The sequence below is a fragment of the Robiginitalea aestuariiviva genome, assembly GCF_029537735.1.
Lineage (GTDB): Bacteria > Bacteroidota > Bacteroidia > Flavobacteriales > Flavobacteriaceae > Robiginitalea > Robiginitalea aestuariiviva.
In genome coordinates this window covers 582,761-598,899 of the sequence record NZ_JARPUQ010000001.1, presented here as the reverse complement: position 1 = coordinate 598,899, position 16,139 = coordinate 582,761, and the positions used below count along the sequence as shown (strand labels likewise).

Here is a 16,139-nt window from a genome sequence, read left to right as displayed (position 1 = left end):
TCTGCAATTTTCCATAGGGCCAGAGACCCCTGGAGACGGCGTAAGAAATGCGGTATCCCACTGGGTAAAAAAGGAACAAAGCGGTATATTTGCCCTAAATTCAATCGCACAATATGCCCATCCTGGATCTGTACAACCACTCCGAAAAACGGCGTAATCTGGCTCACTTTGCGGCCCTGGCTTCCCTGGCTGCCGTGGACGGTGCCATCACCCCCCCGGAAAAAGAAGTGATCGACCGGTTTGCCTCCAAGTTGAACATAACCCCCGAGGAGTACAAGGAGGTGATGAAAAAGGAGAACCAGTACCCCATAGAAGCCCCCTTCGAAATGGAACAGCGGTACGAACGCCTCTTCGATTTTTTCCGCATCATTTTCTCGGACCACCAGATCGATAACGAGGAAATGGCGCTGGTGAAAAAATACGCCCTGGGCATCGGGTTCACCCATAAAAAGGCAGACGAGGTTATCGCCAAGTCCGTAGCGATCTTTACCGGGCGTATCCCCTTTGAAGACTACCTGTACCTGATTCAGAAAGAACACTGAGGTTCAGGCCCTTCGGGCCATGAATTCCTCGGCGGTTTCTACCATTTTCCGGCTCCCGCAAAAGAAAGGAACCCGCTGGTGCAATTCGGTGGGCTGGATTTCCATGATCCGCTGGTACCCGTCCGACGCCTTGCCCCCGGCCTGTTCGGCCAGGAACGCCATCGGGTTGCATTCGTACAGCAGCCGGAGTTTGCCGTTATTGTTGATGCTGCTCTTGGGATACAGATATATCCCGCCCTTGATCATATTCCGGTGAAAGTCCGACACCAGGGAGCCTATATACCTTGAGGTATAGGGGCGGTCGCCTTCTTCCATCTGGCAATATTTGATATAATCCTTGACCCCCTGGGGAAAGTGAATATAGTTCCCCTCATTGACTGAATAGATGCGTCCCGTTTCGGGGAATTGCATGTTCGGGTGAGACAGGTAGAAGGTGCCGATGGCGGGGTTCAGGGTAAAGCCGTTGACCCCGTGCCCGGTAGTATACACCAGCATGGTGGAGGTGCCGTAGATGATATACCCGGCGGCCACCTGGTTCACCCCCGGCTGCAGGAAATCCCGCAGGGTTACCGGGCTGCCCTGGGGCGTTACCCGCCGGTACACGGAGAAGATGGTGCCCACGGAGACATTCACATCAATGTTGGAGGAGCCGTCCAGGGGGTCGATCAGCACTACGTATTTGTTCTGGTGGTTATCGTCCTGGGAATTGATGGCAATAAAGTCTTCCTCCTCCTCCGAGGCAATGCCGCATACGATTTCCCGGTTCCGGAGCGCCTGGATAAATTTTTCATTGGCCAGGACATCCAGTTTCTGCTGGCTTTCCCCCTGCACGTTGGTTTCCCCGGCGGCACCCAGGATATCGATCAGGCCGGCCTTGTTTACCTCGTGGTTAACTACCTTTGCGGCCAGGCGGATGGCATTGATGAGCTTGGAGAGTTCTCCGGTGGAATACTGGAATTCGGCCTGGTTTTCGATGATAAATTCGCCCAGGGTCTTCGATTTCCACTGCATAGCGGGTGGGTTAGGTGTTTCTGGCCACAAATATCGCTTATTTTGTGAAACTATAACGTTTTCGTAGCCCGAAGAAAATGAAGATATATAACTTTATGTTTTATTTGCAACAATTATGAATTATACGATCCGACCTGCCCGCGAAGCCGATATGCCGGCCGTTCACCGGTTGATAACCGAACTGGCCATCTATGAGAAGGAGCCTGACGCGGTGGAAGTGACCGTGGAGCAACTCCGGGAAGATGGGTTTGGCCCCAATCCCAAATTCCAGTGCTTTGTGGCGGATAGCGGGATGGGTGTGGACGGGATGGCCCTGGTTTACCCCCGGTATTCTACCTGGAAAGGTCCTGCCCTACACCTGGAAGACCTGATCGTGACCGAACCTGCCCGTGGCTCCGGAATTGGCAGCGCCCTCCTTACCGAGGTGATCCGGCATGCACAGCACACCGGGGCCGGCAGGGTAAGCTGGGAGGTACTGGACTGGAACGAACCGGCCATCCGTTTCTACAAGTCCCGGGGCGCGCGAATCCTGAGGGACTGGGATGTGGTACAGCTGGACCGGGAAGGGATCGACCAATATCTGAAGACCTATGCGGGTATTTAAGTTTGGCGGTGCATCGGTAAAGGATGCCGAAGGCGTACGCAATGTTTTACAGGTTCTGCGCGAGACCGGAACCGAACAAACCTTCCTGGTAGTATCTGCCATGGGCAAGACCACCAATGCCATGGAAGCCGTGGTGCGGGCTTATTTTGAGGATAAGGAGGCCCTCTCGGGTGCCCTGGCCCAGGTGGAGGAATTTCATACGCGCATCCTCGGGGACCTCTTCCCGGCTGCAACCCATCCGGTTTATACCCGGGTTCGGGACCTTTTTGCCGAGGTCCGCGGGTTCCTGGCCTGGAACAAGTCCCCCAAATACAGTTTTGTCTATGACCAGGTGGTAGGCTATGGAGAACTTCTTTCCACGGCCATTGTTAGTGCTTACCTGAAAGCCGAGGGTTTGTCCAATACCTGGCTGGATATTCGAGAATATATCAAGACCGATGCGAATTACCGGGATGGGAATGTAGACTGGGACCGGACCCAGGAGGCCATATCGGAGCTGGCCGGGACGCGCGAACTCTTCATCACCCAGGGGTTCCTGGGTAGTGACGAAAACAATTTCACAACCACCCTGGGGCGGGAAGGCTCAGATTACACCGCGGCCATTATCGCCTATTGCCTAAATGCGGAATCGGTGACCATCTGGAAAGATGTTCCCGGGGTGCTCAATGCAGATCCGCGCTATTTTGACCAGGCCAGCCTCTTGCATCACATCTCGTACCGGGAGGCAATTGAACTGGCTTTTTACGGGGCATCGGTAATCCACCCCAAAACCCTGCAGCCCCTGCAGCGCAAGGAAATCCCCCTCCATGTAAAGTCTTTCCTGAACCCGGCCGACCCCGGTACGGTGGTGGGGAAAGGCAAAGGGATATCGCCGGAAATCCCTTGCTTTATCCTGAAGAAAGACCAGGTGCTGATGAAACTCTCATCCCTGGATTTTTCCTTCATTGTGGAAGATAACATCAGTGACCTGTTCAAATTGCTGCATGCCCACCGGATGAAGGTAGACCTGATCCAGAATTCTGCCATCAGTTTCTCGGTTTGCTTTGACGATAAATACGGGAGGCTGGAGGAACTACTGGCCCAGTTGCGCGGGCGTTTTAAGGTGGTGCACCACACCGGGGTATCTCTCTACACCGTACGCCATTTTGACCAGCAGGCCATACAGTCCCTGCAAAATGGTCGGGAAGTGTTGCTGGAACAGCGCGGGAAGGAAACTGTTCAGCTGGTGGTCAAATAATCCTACTGCACCAAAAAATTCCGCGATTCCCCCGGAGGAGTGCCCATTTTTCTATCTTTAACACCACAGAAGTTCCGTTATGAGTTTAGTTACGGCACGGGAAGTGGCGCAGGCCATCCATCTGGACCGCTATGGGTTTCTGGGAACCTTTATGGCCTGGATCCTGATGCGCCTGACCCGCATCAGCAACCTGAACCGGTTTTACAAAAAACACCAGGACCTGTCCGGCCCGGAGCTTCTGGAACGCATCCTGGAACACTACGAAATCGACTTCGAGATTCCGGAGGAAGACTTTAAACGCCTGCCCAAGGAAGGCCCTTTTATCACCATCAGCAACCATCCGCTGGGTGGGATTGACGGGGTGTTGTTGCTGAAGCTGTTGCTGGCCCACCGGGCAGATTACAAAATCATAGCCAATTTTTTGCTGCAGCGCATTGCCCCTCTGGCACCCTATATCATGCCGGTGAATCCCTTTGAGGACCGGCAGGATGCCAAGAGCTCCATTGCCGGGGTCAAGCAGGCACTGGAACATTTAAGGAGTGGCCACCCCCTTGGGATTTTCCCTGCCGGGGAAGTCTCTACCTACCGGGAAGGCCACCATTTTGTGGACCGCCCGTGGGAGGATGGCGCCCTGAAACTGATCCGCAAGGCAGAGGTCCCGGTGGTCCCGGTGTATTTTCACGCCCGCAATAGCCGGTTGTTCTACCAGCTATCCCGTATAGACGAAAAGTTCCGTACCGCCCGTTTGCCTACAGAACTGGTAACCCAGCGCAACCGCCCCATCAAGGTGCGTATTGGTCAGCCAATTGGGGTGGCGGCCCAGAAGGAACAGGAAACCCTGGAGGAATATGCAGACCTGCTCCGGCGGAAGACTTACCTGCTGGCCAATCCCTATGAAAAGGAACGGCTAATTGACCAGATTCCGAGTTCCATCAAAATACCCAAGCCCCCCAGGCGCATTGCCTCGGCCGTGCGCACGGAGGTCATAGAAGGGGAAATCGGGAAGCTGAGGGAGAAGGATTGCCGACTGCTGCAGAGCAAGAATTATGAAGTTTTCCTGGCCCAGAAAAAAGATATGCCCTTTATCCTGCAGGAAATCGGACGGCAACGGGAAACCACCTTTCGCGCCATAGGTGAGGGCACCAACAAGTCCATAGACCTGGACCGGTTTGACGACTACTACCATCACCTCTTTTTGTGGGACGGGCAGGAAAAGAAAATTGTCGGGGCCTACCGCATGGGGATGGGGGCAGAAATATTTGAGAACTTTGGTATAGATGGGTTTTACCTGCAGGACCTGTTCCGCTTTGAACCCGAATTATACGGGATGATGCAACAATCCATCGAAATGGGGCGCGCTTACATCGTGGAGGAATACCAGCAGAAGCCCATGCCCCTTTTCCTGCTCTGGAAAGGGATTGTGCATACCACCCTGCGCTTTCCCCAGCACAAATACCTGATTGGGGGGGTGAGCATCAGCAACCAGTTTTCCAATTTCTCCAAATCGCTGATGATCGAGTTTATGAAGTCTAATTACTGGGACCCCTATGTGGCCCAGTACATCCGTCCCAAAAAGGAATTCAAGGTTAAACTCAATGATGCGGATAAGGAGTTTGTCTTCGACGAAACCGAAGCGGACCTCAATAAATTCGACCGCCTGATCTCGGAGGTGGAACCCGGCAGCCTGCGCCTGCCAGTCCTGATCAAAAAGTACATCAAACAGAATGCGAAGGTTGTGGCTTTTAACGTGGACCCCCTTTTTAACAACTCCGTGGACGGCCTGATGTATATCCGCATAGCCGACCTGCCGGAGGATACCGTGCGGCCGGTAATGGAGGAGTTCCAGGCCGAACTGGAACGCAAACTTGCGGAAGGCCAGAACGGGGATTAGCCCTTAAACTCGCGCTCCAGGAAATCCTTACAGTAATCCCGGATTTGGTTTCGGGCCTCCAGGAAGGCCTGGTGCCGCTCTTCCGGAGTGCCCTCCACTTTAGACGGATCCATAAAATTGTGATGCAGCCTCCTGGCCCCGGGGGCCGGGATATACGGGCAATTTTCGTAAGCGTGGTCACAAACCGTGATGATGTAATCCCAGGCTATGCCCTGGTATTCGTCTACATGGTTGGAGGTATGGGCGGATATATCCACCCCGTCCTCGGCCATGATGGCCACAGCATCCGGATTCAGGCCGTGGGTTTCGATGCCGGCGCTGTACACATTTGCCACAGGGCTGGCCTGCAGGGCCTTCAGGTAACCATGGGCCATCTGGCTGCGGCAGGAATTTCCGGTACACAGCACTAAAATATTCTTCATGTTTTTTTCTTTATTGGATTAAAGTCCAACCGTGGGGCTGCGGCGTTCAAAAAGGACATTGTCTTTCCATACCCCCTGGTGCAAAGCTACTTTTTCCCGATAACCCAGGCGCCGGAACCCTGCCTTTTCGTGCAGGCGGATACTGGCTTCATTTTCCGGGAAAATCCCGGATTGGAGGGTCCAGAGGCCGGCTGCCTCGCTTTCCCGGATCAGGTGTTCCATCAGGCGCATCCCGATACCTTTGCCGCGGTTTCCGTCCCCGATATAGATACTGACTTCGGCCACCCCCCCATATACACATCGCCCGGATACGGGGGAAAGGGCTGCCCACCCCAGTACGGAACCCTTCTGTTCGGCCACAAGGCGGCATTCGGGCAGGTGGGCCCGGTTCCAGGCCTCGTACTGCGGGGCTTCGGTTTCGAAGGTGGCAAATCCCGTGGCGATGCCTTCCCGGTAAATCCGGGCCACTTCGGGCCAGTCTGTAGCTAGCATAGGTCGGATCTCCATGGCCATAGGTTTAGCAGCAACCGCTGCCCGGGCTGCAGCCTTCGGTTTCCGGGACTACGCCGCAAAGGTCCTGTGCCTTGCACTGGGTGGCTTCCGGCTGTAAGCCGATCAGCAGGGTGTTGTCCGTTACCGATACGGGTCCCACATGCAGTTGGGCCGTGTGGAACCCGGCATTGCCGTATTCGAATTTCAGCAGGCTCTGCGCCATCAGCCGTTGGCTTTGGTTTACGCGCTCCAGGATGGCCAGGGCTTTTTCCGTGGTGATGGGGCCGTGGTCCGGTTCGGGTTGTGGGGCTTCCCACAACTGGATCACGGTTTCTTCCCACTGGTCGGATCGCCCGCCGCAATCTGTGGCGTTGATGAGCACGTTCTTGACTTCGGTGATATGGTAATCCGGGCGCAGTTGTGCCCCCTCCCGGTATTCGAATTGAAGTTTTTTTCCGGGGTGCAGGCGTAATACCTGCAAGAATTCTCGAGTGGTCATGTTGAGGGTTTTAGATTAACAGCATTGTTGGCCAATGCGGGTAAAAAAGGATTCAAATAGGTCGTGGATGGCTTCCCAGCGTTCCTTATCAATACAGTAGCACAGGTTTTTCCCCTGGAAGTTCCCCTTGAGCAACCCGATCTTCTTGATTTCGCTCAGGTGCTGTGAAATGGTGGCCTGTGCCAAACCGGTTTCCTCCACCAGGTCTCCGCAGATACAGGCATCCTGCCGGGAGATGTATTGCAGGATGGCCACCCGGGCCGGATGCGCCAGTACCTTGGCGATCTGCGCCATTTCGTTCTGTTGCGGATTGAAGAGTTCGCTCTTGGTTACCCCCATGGTCAAATTTATATATCGCAATATTACGATTTGTAATTGAAATAAAAAAGGCCGGAACGAAAATCCAGCCCTTTTTTTCTAGAACCAGGGTTTGCGCCCTACCTGGTAGGTGTTGTAGAATTCCTCGTCGCTTTTGGTCAGGTAGATGATTCCCTCGATAAGGCCGATGACCCCGGTGCCCCATACCAGGAATACCCCGATACCCACACAGGTCAGGATAAATCCGATAATGGTCAGCACCAACAAAATGATCCCTTCCTTCTGATATCCCAGCACGAATTTGTGAATCCCCAAGGACCCCAGAATGATAGCCAGGATTCCGGCCAGGATTTTTTTGTTATCCCCTCCGGCGGATTCCAGGCCTTCCTTGAATTCCCGGGCAGTCTTTTGGGCTTCCTCCTTAAATTCGCCTGCAGCTTCCTTGGCCTCCTCGCCCATGGCGTGGGCCTTTTCCTTGGCTTTGTCGAAGGCTTCCTCTGCCTTGTCGCCTAAATCTTTATGGTCTTCTGACATGCTGATGGGTATTGGTTGATAGACTCCTCAAGGTAGGAAATAATTCCCTATTCCAGAAACGCCTGGTCCACCGGTTCCCAGAGTTCAATCTTGTTGCCTTCCGGGTCCAGGATCCAGGCGAATTTTCCGTAACTGTAGGTCTCCATTTCGCCTATTACCTGTACCCCCTCCTCCCGAAGGACCGGTAGCAATCCTTCCAGGTCTGCCACCCGGAAATTCATCATAAAGTCCTTGGCACTGGGGCTGAAATAGGGGGTGTTTTCAGGAAATGGGCTCCATTGGGTACTTCCAGGACTGCCGTCTTCCTGCTTCCACCAAAAGGTCCAGCCGTAGTTGTCCGTGGGGATACCCAGGTGTTTCTTATACCAGGTTTTAATGCCATCGGGATCCTTGGTCTTAAAGAAGAAGCCGCCCAGGCCGGTTACGCGTTTTTTCATGATTGTGTATTTCAGAGGGTGCGGGTAAATTGGATTTTGGGGGGCGGGGGGTGCCCCCCATCACTTGAGGCAGCAAACTTCCATGCCCCGGGTATTATTTTTTAAGGGCCTGCTCGTACCGCTCAATCCATTGGTCTACGGTTATTTTCGTACACAGTTCCCCGATAAGTTCGAAAGGGATTTCTTCCGGTTTTTTAAAGCGGATGCAGCTCTTGCCCATATCGAGCCGGCCTGCGCCGGCAGCGGCATAGGCCTCCTTGAACCACTGCAGGAGTTCCGGGTCTGCGTAAATTCCCATGTGGTACAGAGCCACATACTGTTTCTGCGAGGCCAGGTTCAGGAAGGGAAGGGGCAATTTCGGGTTGCAATGGTAGCCTGCGGGATACCGGCTGTGGGGCACCACATAGCCGAGCATGCCGTAGTTCATGGTTTCCTGAAAGCCATCGGGCAAATGTTCTAGGATCACCTCCCGCAACCGCGATACAACGGCTTGGCGCGCTTCGGGAAGTTGTTCCAGATAGGCTTCCGGGGTGGTGGCTTCCGATTTCATGGCAATGGTGGTGTTAGGCGGCAGGTGTACCGGGGTTGCGTTTCAGGATCATCGCCGAAGACAGGGTGATGACAAACCCAATCAGAAATACGGTGAAGAACATCAGAAGAAAGTTTACTGCCGGACTGGTAAAAAGTGCTTTCTGGGCCTCCATCTCGGCCTTCTGCTGCAGGAATTCTGCCTCCGGAAGTTCTGCCTGCATCTGTGTCAGAACAGTGGCGTAATAGGTGTCCATAAAATCCGGGTTCAGCCAGGTTACATAAACCACGTCCAGCAACCCGAATGCCAGGGCCGTGATTAACGTAATCCCAAGGCCCACCCGAAGGCCCTGCTTCAGGGTCAGTGCCCCATCGTTGTGGATTTCACGGTAATGGCGGATCCCGAAATACACAAAAGAAAGCGCAAGGACCATGGAAGCATAACCAATAACCTCCTGCGCCCCGAAGGAGAGGCCGGAACCGGCGTACCATGCCAACAAAAAAAGCAGGCAAATGGCCAGGGCTCCGTATCCGCCGTATTTAAGAATGGTATCTTTCATATCCTAGGTGGTAAATAGGTGGCAGGTCCGGAGCACGCATCAACCGGTTATCCCCTTGCCATGAGTTCGGAAAACCCAGGTTGTTCTGGATTCTGTCGATAATTTACGAAAAATGTGCTTTGATTTTATCGGCAACGGTTTGCGCCAGTTTCTCCTTGCTCTCCACAGTCCAACCCGCCACATGGGGCGTTAGTAAGACATTGGGCGCCTGAATCAGGTATTGCAGGGGTTCCGGCAGGGAATCGGCCGCGAACAGGGACTCAAAGGATGCTTTTTCATACTCCAGCACATCCAGGCCTGCGCCCAGCACCTTCCCGGTCTGGAGGGCCTCCGCCAGGTCCGCGGTGCGGATGCATTTACCACGGGCCGTGTTTAGGATCCAGATAGGCTTGTGGAATCGTTCCAAAAAGGCTGTATCTACCATCCCCGTAGTCTGCTGCGTTTGGGGTACATGCAGGCTTACCACATCCGCTTTCTGGAAAAATTCCAGGATGCCAACCTGCCGGGCATTTTCGTCCCCCACCCCGCCTTGGATATCATAACAGATCACCTCAACGTCAAAGCCGCGGAGTTTGCGGGCAAAAGCTTTCCCCATATTCCCGTAACCGATAATCCCCACGGTGCGCCCGTCCAGTTCCCAGCCGCGGTTGGCTTCCCGCTGCCAGATCCCGTTGCGCACTTCGGCATCTGCCGTATGGAGCTTGTTGAGCAGGGCCAGCAACATCCCCAGGGTGTGTTCGCCTACCGCATTGCGGTTCCCCTCCGGAGCGGCAGCCAGGTAAATCCCTCGTTCGCGGGCAAAGTCGGTGTCGATATTTTCCAGTCCCGCGCCTACCCGTCCAATGAACCTTAGCCTGGAGGCAGCTTCCAGAAAGGCCCTGTCTATGGGGATGCGGCTTCGGATGATGATCCCCTCGTACTGGTGTATCCTTTCCATGATTTCGGCCTTGCTGCTGGTGTAGTCCGCATGGTTTTCATAGCCCAGGGCGGCCAGGCGTTCGATCAGGATAGGGTGGTTTTCGTCCAGGTGCAGTACGTTCATCGGGCTCAGATTTCGGGATAGTGATTTTGGGTTAATGCGCTGTTTACCTCCCCGGTATGCCGGGTGGTTTTGCGTTCGAACAGCAGTAGGTGGACCTCTTCGTCGTTTCGGGTCTCGGGGCAGTGTTCCACCCCTTTGGGCACTACAATAAGTTCGCCTTGCCGGACGGTTTCTACCCGGTTGCGGAAGCGCATATAAAGCGTACCCTGCAGGACCTGGAACAATTCGTCTTCTTCCGGGTGGGCATGCCATACAAAGGGCCCCTTTATTTTGGCCAGCAGGACCTGCATATCGTCCACCTCAGCTATGCGGTGGGGGTGCCAGTGGGCTGAAAATTGCTGAAGTTTCTCCTTAAGGTTAATCGGTTTCATCGGGGTCTTTTCTTATTTCGGGCTGCCCGGGGGCATCGAATTGGAACACATCATGGCGGGCGTAATGCCCATGGGGGTCAAAATCCAGCTTGGTGCGGACGGTTTCCTCCAGGTCCAGGTCAGCTACCAACACCCCGGCCTCTCCATTCAGGGGGCCTTGTAGTACTTCACCTGAAGGCGATATTATGGCGCTGCCGCCAGGGCACATCACTTCCGGTTCTCCCTCCAGGTAGGGTAGGTAGGCGTCCGCATACATGTCCTTGCGCATAAACTGATTGCATCCCAGCACAAAACACCTTCCCTCCAGGGCAATGTGCCGGAGGGTGGCCGTCCATCCCGGGCGCCCATCTGCCGTGGGCGCCAGGTAAATCTGTACCCCTTTGCGATACATAGCCTGCCGGGCCAGCGGCATATAATTTTCCCAGCAAATAAGTCCCCCGATACGCCCAACAGGGGTGTCGAAGGTCAGCAGACCGCTGGCATCCCCTTCGGCCCAGACCAGGCGCTCAGAACCCGTGGGTTTGAGTTTTCGATGGGATCCCATAAATCCGGTATATGGCGAAAAGTAGAGTAGGGAGCAATACAGGCTGCCGTGTTCAGGGACCTTTTCGGTAACCCCTATGGCCAGGTAAATCCCATTTTTCCGGGCTACCTCTTCCAGAAAAGCCCGTTCTTTACCTTCAGTGGAAAAGCTGCTGCGATGGTATTCCGCATAGAGGACCCTCCCTGCTTCTGACCGGCTGCCCACGCGGGCGCCGAAGGTAAACCCCCTGGGGTATCCCGGGATAAAGGATTCGGGAAACAGGATTAACCGGCAACCCTGGGCTGCATAGGTTTCACAGAGGTGAGCCACCTGTTGCAGGCCGGCTTCTTTATCGAAAAATGCCGGGCTTTCCTGAATAACGGCAACTTTTACCTTCATATTTCAGGGGTCTTGGGGAACCAGGGTTCCCCGGGTTAGACTTCAGATTCCCAGCACGAGCCTGGCGATCCAGAAGTAGATCAGGATCCCAAAGATATCGTTGCTGGTAGTAATAAAAGGTCCGGTGGCAATGGCCGGGTCAATCCCCCTTTTATGCAGGAAGAGCGGGATAAAAGTGCCGACAATTCCGGCTACAATGATCACAGCGATCAGGGAGACTGAAATCGCGGTTGAGGTGGGAAAACTTCCCTGCCAGGCCCAGGTAAACAAGAACAAAACGGCAGCAAGGATTACCCCGTTCAAGGTGGCCAGCATCATTTCCTTGACCAGGCGGTTGGCTATACTCCCTTTGAGGTCGTCGTTGGCGAGGCCCTGTACAATAATAGCGCTGGACTGCACCCCTACATTCCCGGCCATGGCCGCAATGAGGGGGGTGAAGAAAAAGAGGATGGCGTGTTTGGCGATCATGGTTTCGAATCCGCCCATGATGGCTGCGGCACCCAGGCCGCCTACCAGGCCCAGAAACAGCCAGGGGAGCCGTGCACGGGTCAGTTCCCAGATGCTGTCGTCTGCCTCCACATCCTGGGAGATCCCCGCTGCCAACTGGTAATCCTTATCTGCTTCTTCCCGGATCACGTCCACAATGTCATCGATGGTGATCCGCCCCACCAGGCGCCCGATTTCGTCTACCACGGGGATAGCTTCCAGATCGTACTTGGACATGATTTTAGCTACCTCTTCGGGTTTTTCGTTGACGTTCACCGAGTCCACCTTGGGAATGTAGACCTCACGGATCGGCGACCGCGTGGAGGCGGTCAGCAGGTCCTTCAGGGAAAGGCGTCCCTTGAGGAGGCCGTCGTCGTCTACCACGTAAATACTGTGTACCCGGGTCACGTTCTCGGCCTGCTGCCGCATTTCCTTGACGCAGGTGAGTACGTTCCAGTTCTCATTAACGCTCACAAGTTCCTTGGCCATCAATCCCCCGGCCGAATTTTCGTCGTACCGCAGCAGGTCTACAATGTCCTTGGCGTGTTCCCGGTCCGAAATTTCGGAAATGACCTCCTGCACAATTTCCTTGGGGAGTTCGGCAATGATGTCCGCCGCGTCGTCCGTATCCAGTTCTTCCAGCTCGCCGGCAATTTCCTTGGAAGACAGGTTTTTCAGAATGCCTTCCCGGATATCCTCATCCACCTCGGTCAGGACGTCCGAGGTCTTTTCGCTGTCCAGCAGCTTGATCAGGTAGGTGGCCTGTTCATTGTTCAGTTCGTTGATGATCTCCGCAACATCGGCGTAGTGCACCTCCTCCATCAGGGCGTGGAGGTCTGCATCCTGACGGGTTTCGATCAGCTCCCGGATTTGCTCCAGCAGCTCGTCGGTAAGTTTAAACGGCGTCATGGTTCAGGTGCTTAGAGAGTGCGATGAATTCGGCTACGGATAGTTGTTCCGGGCGTCGGTCAAAGATAGCATCTTCTCTGAGATTATCGGGCAGGGGAAGGTTCTTTAAGCTGTTGCGAAGGGTTTTGCGCCTTTGGTTGAAAGCGGCCTTTACCAGGGTTTTCAGGTTTTGGGCATCCCAGTCCTGCGTTTGCTTCAGGCGTTTCAGGTGCAATACCCCCGAGGCTACCTTGGGCGGCGGGTCAAAGACCTCGGGCGGCACTGTAAAGCAATAGGAAGCTTCGTAATAGGCCTGCACCAGGACCGACAGAATCCCATAGGCTTTGGATCCGGGCCCCGCACAAACGCGTTCGGCCACCTCCTTCTGGAACATCCCGCCAAATTCAGGAATACGGTCCCGGGCCTCCAGCACGCGGAAGAGGATCTGGGAAGAAATGTTATACGGGAAATTACCGGTCACGGCAAACGGCTGCCCGCCAAAGAGGGGGGTAAGATCCAGTTTCAGGAAATCCGCTTCCAGGACCTCGAAGTGCTTATAGGGCAATTCCCTGCTTTCCATAAGTGGGGCAAAGACCTCCCGCAGGTAGGTGGCGGATTCCGGGTCCAGTTCTACGGCCAGCAGGTCTATGGGACGTTCCAGCAGGAAGGCGGTGAGCACCCCCGTGCCAGGCCCGATTTCCAGGACCCGGTCTATTACATCCAACTCCATGACTCCGGCAATCCGTGCGGCCACCCCGGCATCGGCCAGAAAATGCTGCCCCAGGTTTTTCTTGGCACGCACCCCCGTGTTACGCTGAACCATCCCTTTTTTACCTGGAAAATCCTTTTTGCGGGGTTTCTTTCTACTCATTTGGTTTGGTTTTGTTCCCTTGCCGCCAGGTACACCCAGGCGCGGCTGCCGGAGGCAAGGGTACGCTCCGCACGGTAGTACAGGGCAGTTTCATAGGCATCGGCCCGTTGCAGGTCTTCCGGGCTTAATTCAAGGCACCGCCCGGAAACGCCCTGCCCGGGTTGGTCCGTTGGACAAACCTCTGGATAACGTCCTGCCACGGAGCGTTCTTTTTTAACATGGCCCGGCAGTACGTCCGGTTTCCCTTCCGGCTGCCGGCCAAAGACCCACTGGCACACATCGGCCTCCAGCAAGGTCCCATATACAAAAAGGCGCACCGCTTCGGGTTTCATGCGTGTTCGCTCAGGATTTCCAGTTCGGTCCGGAAGGCCAGGCATTTATCCCCGAACCGACGGAGGCTGTCTTCCCGCAGCCTTGGCGCGTCTTCCTGGTAATATTGTTCCAGGTGGCCCCGGCTATACGCGGTATACTGTACTGCGTAAGTAGTACCTCCGGTTTGTTCTTCCACCAGGACCCTGCAAATGCGGGCACTCCTGAATTTTCCCGTAGCCAGCATGTCCGGGATGTGGGTTTGTTCCATCCAGTGCAGCCAGGTGTCGCGGACGGAATCCTCCACATTTATGGTCACATTATAGATATACATGTCTTTAGCGTTTAGAGGTCTTCTATGGTATCGCCCCTGAGTATGCGGAACTGCCTTCGGGCCAGGGGAAAATAATAGCTGTCCTGGTGATTGTAAATGATGCGTCGGTAATACTCCATGGCCTGCTCCGGCTCCTGAAGCCTTGTTCGGTAAAGTTCGGCCAGGGCAAAAAGGGCATCGTCTGCCAGGATGTCCCCCGGGTAGAACTCCACAATTTTCAGGTAACTCAGCCGGGCCCCCGAAAAGTCCCCGGCGGCTTCCAGCAACCGGCCATACATAAGCAGGGCTTCGTCTTCTATGCGTTCGCCCTTATGCATTTCGAGCAAATCCTCCAGCACCCCCAGCGCCTGTTCCGGTTTTTTCTGGTAGGCCAGTAAGTCTGCCCTGGCGTATTTGCCCAGGGCGGTCCGGGTACTGTCCTCCAGGGAATTATCCGATATGGTCAGGCTTAGCTGCATGGCGTCGTTGGCGATCAGTTGGGAGGTGGAATTCCGCAGGACCTTCAGCTGGGTAAGCGCCCAGTCAAAATCCCCTTTGTAAAAACTGGTCTGGGCCACCTTGAAACGGGCTTCCTGCCCCATCACGTCATTTTTCAGGAGGCGCTGCACCTGGGTGTAGAGAATCAGGGCCTCGTTAAAGCGCTGATCAAAGACCAGGATATCGCCCAGGGTAAGTTTCAGGTAGCCCTGGGTATAGTTGGGCAGGGGCAGGTCCAGGCTGTTTTTCAGCAGGGTTACCGCCTGCTCGGCTTCGCCCAGTTCAAAAGCCAGAAAACGGGCATAGGCAACCTGCAATTGCAGGGTTGGGGCCGCATATCCATAGGCTTGCAGCAGAGTCTCGTAGGTTTTCCGCACCTTTTGAAGGTCCGTTTCCGGGTTCATGCGCATCCCGATCTCAATGAGCCGCAACTGGGCATTGAGCCGGGTTACGGGGTCCCCGCTTTCGGCTTCAACATAGTCGTATGCGGCTTTGGCCGCCCCGAGGTCCCCGGCTTCTTCGGCCAGGCGCCCCAGGTTGGAGATTCGTTCCAGGTCTGTTCCTTCACTGCGTTTGAAAAGGGCTTTTTCCTGAACCAGAGCAGCTGTAAACTGCCCTTGTTGCAGGAAGAGCCAACTCAGCAATTCATTCCAAAGAGGATCCGGGTTTTTCTGGGCCCGGGTCAGCAAAACGCGCCTGAGCATCTGGTTGTTGCTGGCGGCCGGGTCCGGCGAAATAAAAGCTTCCCATACCCGGATGACATTGGGCATGGCCGAAGGGCGCTGTGCCAGGAGGTTGGCATAGGCCTCGTACATGTCCCCTATCTTCCCCTGTTCCCCATAAATACGTGCAATCTGAAAGTTGAAATCCAGCTCCGGGTTGCGTTCCATGGCCAGCCGATAGGCTTCCAGGGCCTGGTCCAGCAGGGTGTACTGCTGGAATTTGTTGCCAATACCATAACCCAGGTTGGGATTGTCGGCAACCAGGTCAAGGGCTTTCCGGTACCAGTTTTGAGCCTGTTCGGAATAACCGGCCATCAGGTAGGTGTAACCCAGGTCAATATAGAGGGTAGGATAGGCGGTACCGGTTTCGATGCGCCCCTGCAGGTAGCTTATGGCCTTGTCGAAGGCTTCCATTTGCCGGTAACACTGTACCAGGCGTTCCGTGTAATCCGTGCGTCGCGGGTTTTCCGCAGCCAGTTTTTCGTAGAAGACAACGGCCTTTTCAAACGCCCCGTCGCTGAAGTACTGTCGCGCCAGGAAATCTTCCTGCCCGCGGGCCACCAGGGCCAGCAGTAAAAACAGGAAGGCGAAAAGCGATTTCATGGTCGTTCTTTTCACAAAGATACGAACTTGAACGGGCCG

21 protein-coding genes are annotated in these 16,139 nt (G+C 54.9%); 4 read left to right on the top strand and 17 right to left on the bottom strand.

Annotated features, from left to right (window positions below):
• Nucleotides 1–113: 113 nt before the first annotated feature.
• Nucleotides 114–542, top strand: a complete 429-nt coding sequence (locus tag OZ410_RS02695) for a TerB family tellurite resistance protein (RefSeq protein ID WP_277706366.1) — start codon at nucleotides 114–116, stop codon at nucleotides 540–542.
• A 3-nt stretch (nucleotides 543–545) separates the two neighbouring features.
• On the opposite strand, the gene fbp is transcribed toward OZ410_RS02695, so the two are convergent.
• Nucleotides 546–1,553 carry a class 1 fructose-bisphosphatase gene (gene fbp, locus OZ410_RS02690; protein ID WP_277706365.1) on the bottom strand — a complete coding sequence of 336 codons (1,008 nt, stop codon included), beginning with the start codon at nucleotides 1,551–1,553 and terminating at the stop codon, nucleotides 546–548.
• A gap of 115 nt (nucleotides 1,554–1,668) precedes the next feature.
• Between fbp and OZ410_RS02685 the strand changes: the two genes are divergently transcribed.
• The 3 genes from OZ410_RS02685 (at nucleotide 1,669) to OZ410_RS02675 (ending at nucleotide 5,285) form a co-directional block, all read left to right on the top strand.
• Complete coding sequence (locus OZ410_RS02685; protein ID WP_277706364.1) at nucleotides 1,669–2,157, top strand: GNAT family N-acetyltransferase; 489 nt, start codon at nucleotides 1,669–1,671, stop codon at nucleotides 2,155–2,157.
• Complete coding sequence (locus tag OZ410_RS02680; RefSeq protein WP_277706363.1) at nucleotides 2,144–3,394, top strand: aspartate kinase; 1,251 nt, start codon at nucleotides 2,144–2,146, stop codon at nucleotides 3,392–3,394. Before OZ410_RS02685 ends, OZ410_RS02680 begins: the two co-directional genes overlap by 14 nt.
• Before the next feature lie 79 nt (nucleotides 3,395–3,473).
• Nucleotides 3,474–5,285: a lysophospholipid acyltransferase family protein gene (locus tag OZ410_RS02675; protein ID WP_277706362.1), complete on the top strand. Its 1,812-nt coding sequence runs from the start codon at nucleotides 3,474–3,476 to the stop codon at nucleotides 5,283–5,285.
• Here the strand turns inward: OZ410_RS02675 and OZ410_RS02670 are convergent.
• From OZ410_RS02670 to OZ410_RS02595, 16 genes are all read right to left on the bottom strand, one after another.
• Nucleotides 5,282–5,707, bottom strand: coding sequence for an arsenate reductase ArsC (locus OZ410_RS02670; protein ID WP_277706361.1), 426 nt, complete (start codon nucleotides 5,705–5,707; stop codon nucleotides 5,282–5,284). The genes OZ410_RS02675 and OZ410_RS02670 overlap by 4 nt on opposite strands.
• Nucleotides 5,708–5,725: 18 nt before the next feature.
• Complete coding sequence (locus OZ410_RS02665; RefSeq protein WP_277706360.1) at nucleotides 5,726–6,214, bottom strand: GNAT family N-acetyltransferase; 489 nt, start codon at nucleotides 6,212–6,214, stop codon at nucleotides 5,726–5,728.
• A gap of 10 nt (nucleotides 6,215–6,224) precedes the next feature.
• Nucleotides 6,225–6,698, bottom strand: a complete 474-nt coding sequence (locus OZ410_RS02660) for a DUF6428 family protein (protein ID WP_277706359.1) — start codon at nucleotides 6,696–6,698, stop codon at nucleotides 6,225–6,227.
• Nucleotides 6,699–6,713: 15 nt separating this feature from the next.
• Nucleotides 6,714–7,037, bottom strand: a complete 324-nt coding sequence (locus tag OZ410_RS02655) for an ArsR/SmtB family transcription factor (RefSeq protein ID WP_277706358.1) — start codon at nucleotides 7,035–7,037, stop codon at nucleotides 6,714–6,716.
• Between the two features lie 78 nt (nucleotides 7,038–7,115).
• The gene (locus OZ410_RS02650) at nucleotides 7,116–7,550 is read right to left on the bottom strand and encodes an NINE protein (RefSeq protein ID WP_277706357.1); all 435 of its coding nucleotides are present in this window, start codon (nucleotides 7,548–7,550) and stop codon (nucleotides 7,116–7,118) included.
• Between the two features lie 47 nt (nucleotides 7,551–7,597).
• Nucleotides 7,598–7,987 (bottom strand): VOC family protein, encoded by a 390-nt coding sequence (locus OZ410_RS02645; protein ID WP_277706356.1) that lies wholly within the window; start codon nucleotides 7,985–7,987, stop codon nucleotides 7,598–7,600.
• Between the two features lie 94 nt (nucleotides 7,988–8,081).
• Entirely contained in the window at nucleotides 8,082–8,537 is a 456-nt protein-coding gene (locus OZ410_RS02640) for a DUF1801 domain-containing protein (RefSeq protein WP_277706355.1), read from the bottom strand.
• Nucleotides 8,538–8,550: 13 nt separating this feature from the next.
• Nucleotides 8,551–9,075 (bottom strand): DUF4199 domain-containing protein, encoded by a 525-nt coding sequence (locus tag OZ410_RS02635; RefSeq protein WP_277706354.1) that lies wholly within the window; start codon nucleotides 9,073–9,075, stop codon nucleotides 8,551–8,553.
• A 103-nt stretch (nucleotides 9,076–9,178) separates the two neighbouring features.
• Nucleotides 9,179–10,117: a 2-hydroxyacid dehydrogenase gene (locus tag OZ410_RS02630; RefSeq protein ID WP_277706353.1), complete on the bottom strand. Its 939-nt coding sequence runs from the start codon at nucleotides 10,115–10,117 to the stop codon at nucleotides 9,179–9,181.
• Between the two features lie 5 nt (nucleotides 10,118–10,122).
• Nucleotides 10,123–10,488, bottom strand: a complete 366-nt coding sequence (locus tag OZ410_RS02625) for a cupin domain-containing protein (RefSeq protein ID WP_277706352.1) — start codon at nucleotides 10,486–10,488, stop codon at nucleotides 10,123–10,125.
• Entirely contained in the window at nucleotides 10,475–11,410 is a 936-nt protein-coding gene (locus tag OZ410_RS02620; RefSeq protein ID WP_277706351.1) for a carbon-nitrogen hydrolase family protein, read from the bottom strand. Before OZ410_RS02620 ends, OZ410_RS02625 begins: the two co-directional genes overlap by 14 nt.
• Nucleotides 11,411–11,452: 42 nt before the next feature.
• Nucleotides 11,453–12,805, bottom strand: coding sequence for a magnesium transporter (gene mgtE, locus OZ410_RS02615; RefSeq protein WP_277706350.1), 1,353 nt, complete (start codon nucleotides 12,803–12,805; stop codon nucleotides 11,453–11,455).
• Nucleotides 12,792–13,655 (bottom strand): 16S rRNA (adenine(1518)-N(6)/adenine(1519)-N(6))-dimethyltransferase RsmA, encoded by an 864-nt coding sequence (gene rsmA, locus OZ410_RS02610; protein ID WP_277706349.1) that lies wholly within the window; start codon nucleotides 13,653–13,655, stop codon nucleotides 12,792–12,794. The genes mgtE and rsmA overlap by 14 nt, the downstream gene beginning before the upstream one ends.
• A complete protein-coding gene (locus tag OZ410_RS02605) occupies nucleotides 13,652–13,987 on the bottom strand; it encodes a gamma-glutamylcyclotransferase family protein (protein WP_277706348.1) in 336 nt (111 codons plus the stop codon). Before OZ410_RS02605 ends, rsmA begins: the two co-directional genes overlap by 4 nt.
• The gene (locus OZ410_RS02600; protein WP_277706347.1) at nucleotides 13,984–14,298 is read right to left on the bottom strand and encodes a DUF4286 family protein; all 315 of its coding nucleotides are present in this window, start codon (nucleotides 14,296–14,298) and stop codon (nucleotides 13,984–13,986) included. Before OZ410_RS02600 ends, OZ410_RS02605 begins: the two co-directional genes overlap by 4 nt.
• Nucleotides 14,299–14,309: 11 nt before the next feature.
• Nucleotides 14,310–16,100: a tetratricopeptide repeat protein gene (locus OZ410_RS02595; protein ID WP_277706346.1), complete on the bottom strand. Its 1,791-nt coding sequence runs from the start codon at nucleotides 16,098–16,100 to the stop codon at nucleotides 14,310–14,312.
• Between the last annotated feature and the right edge of the window lie 39 nt (nucleotides 16,101–16,139).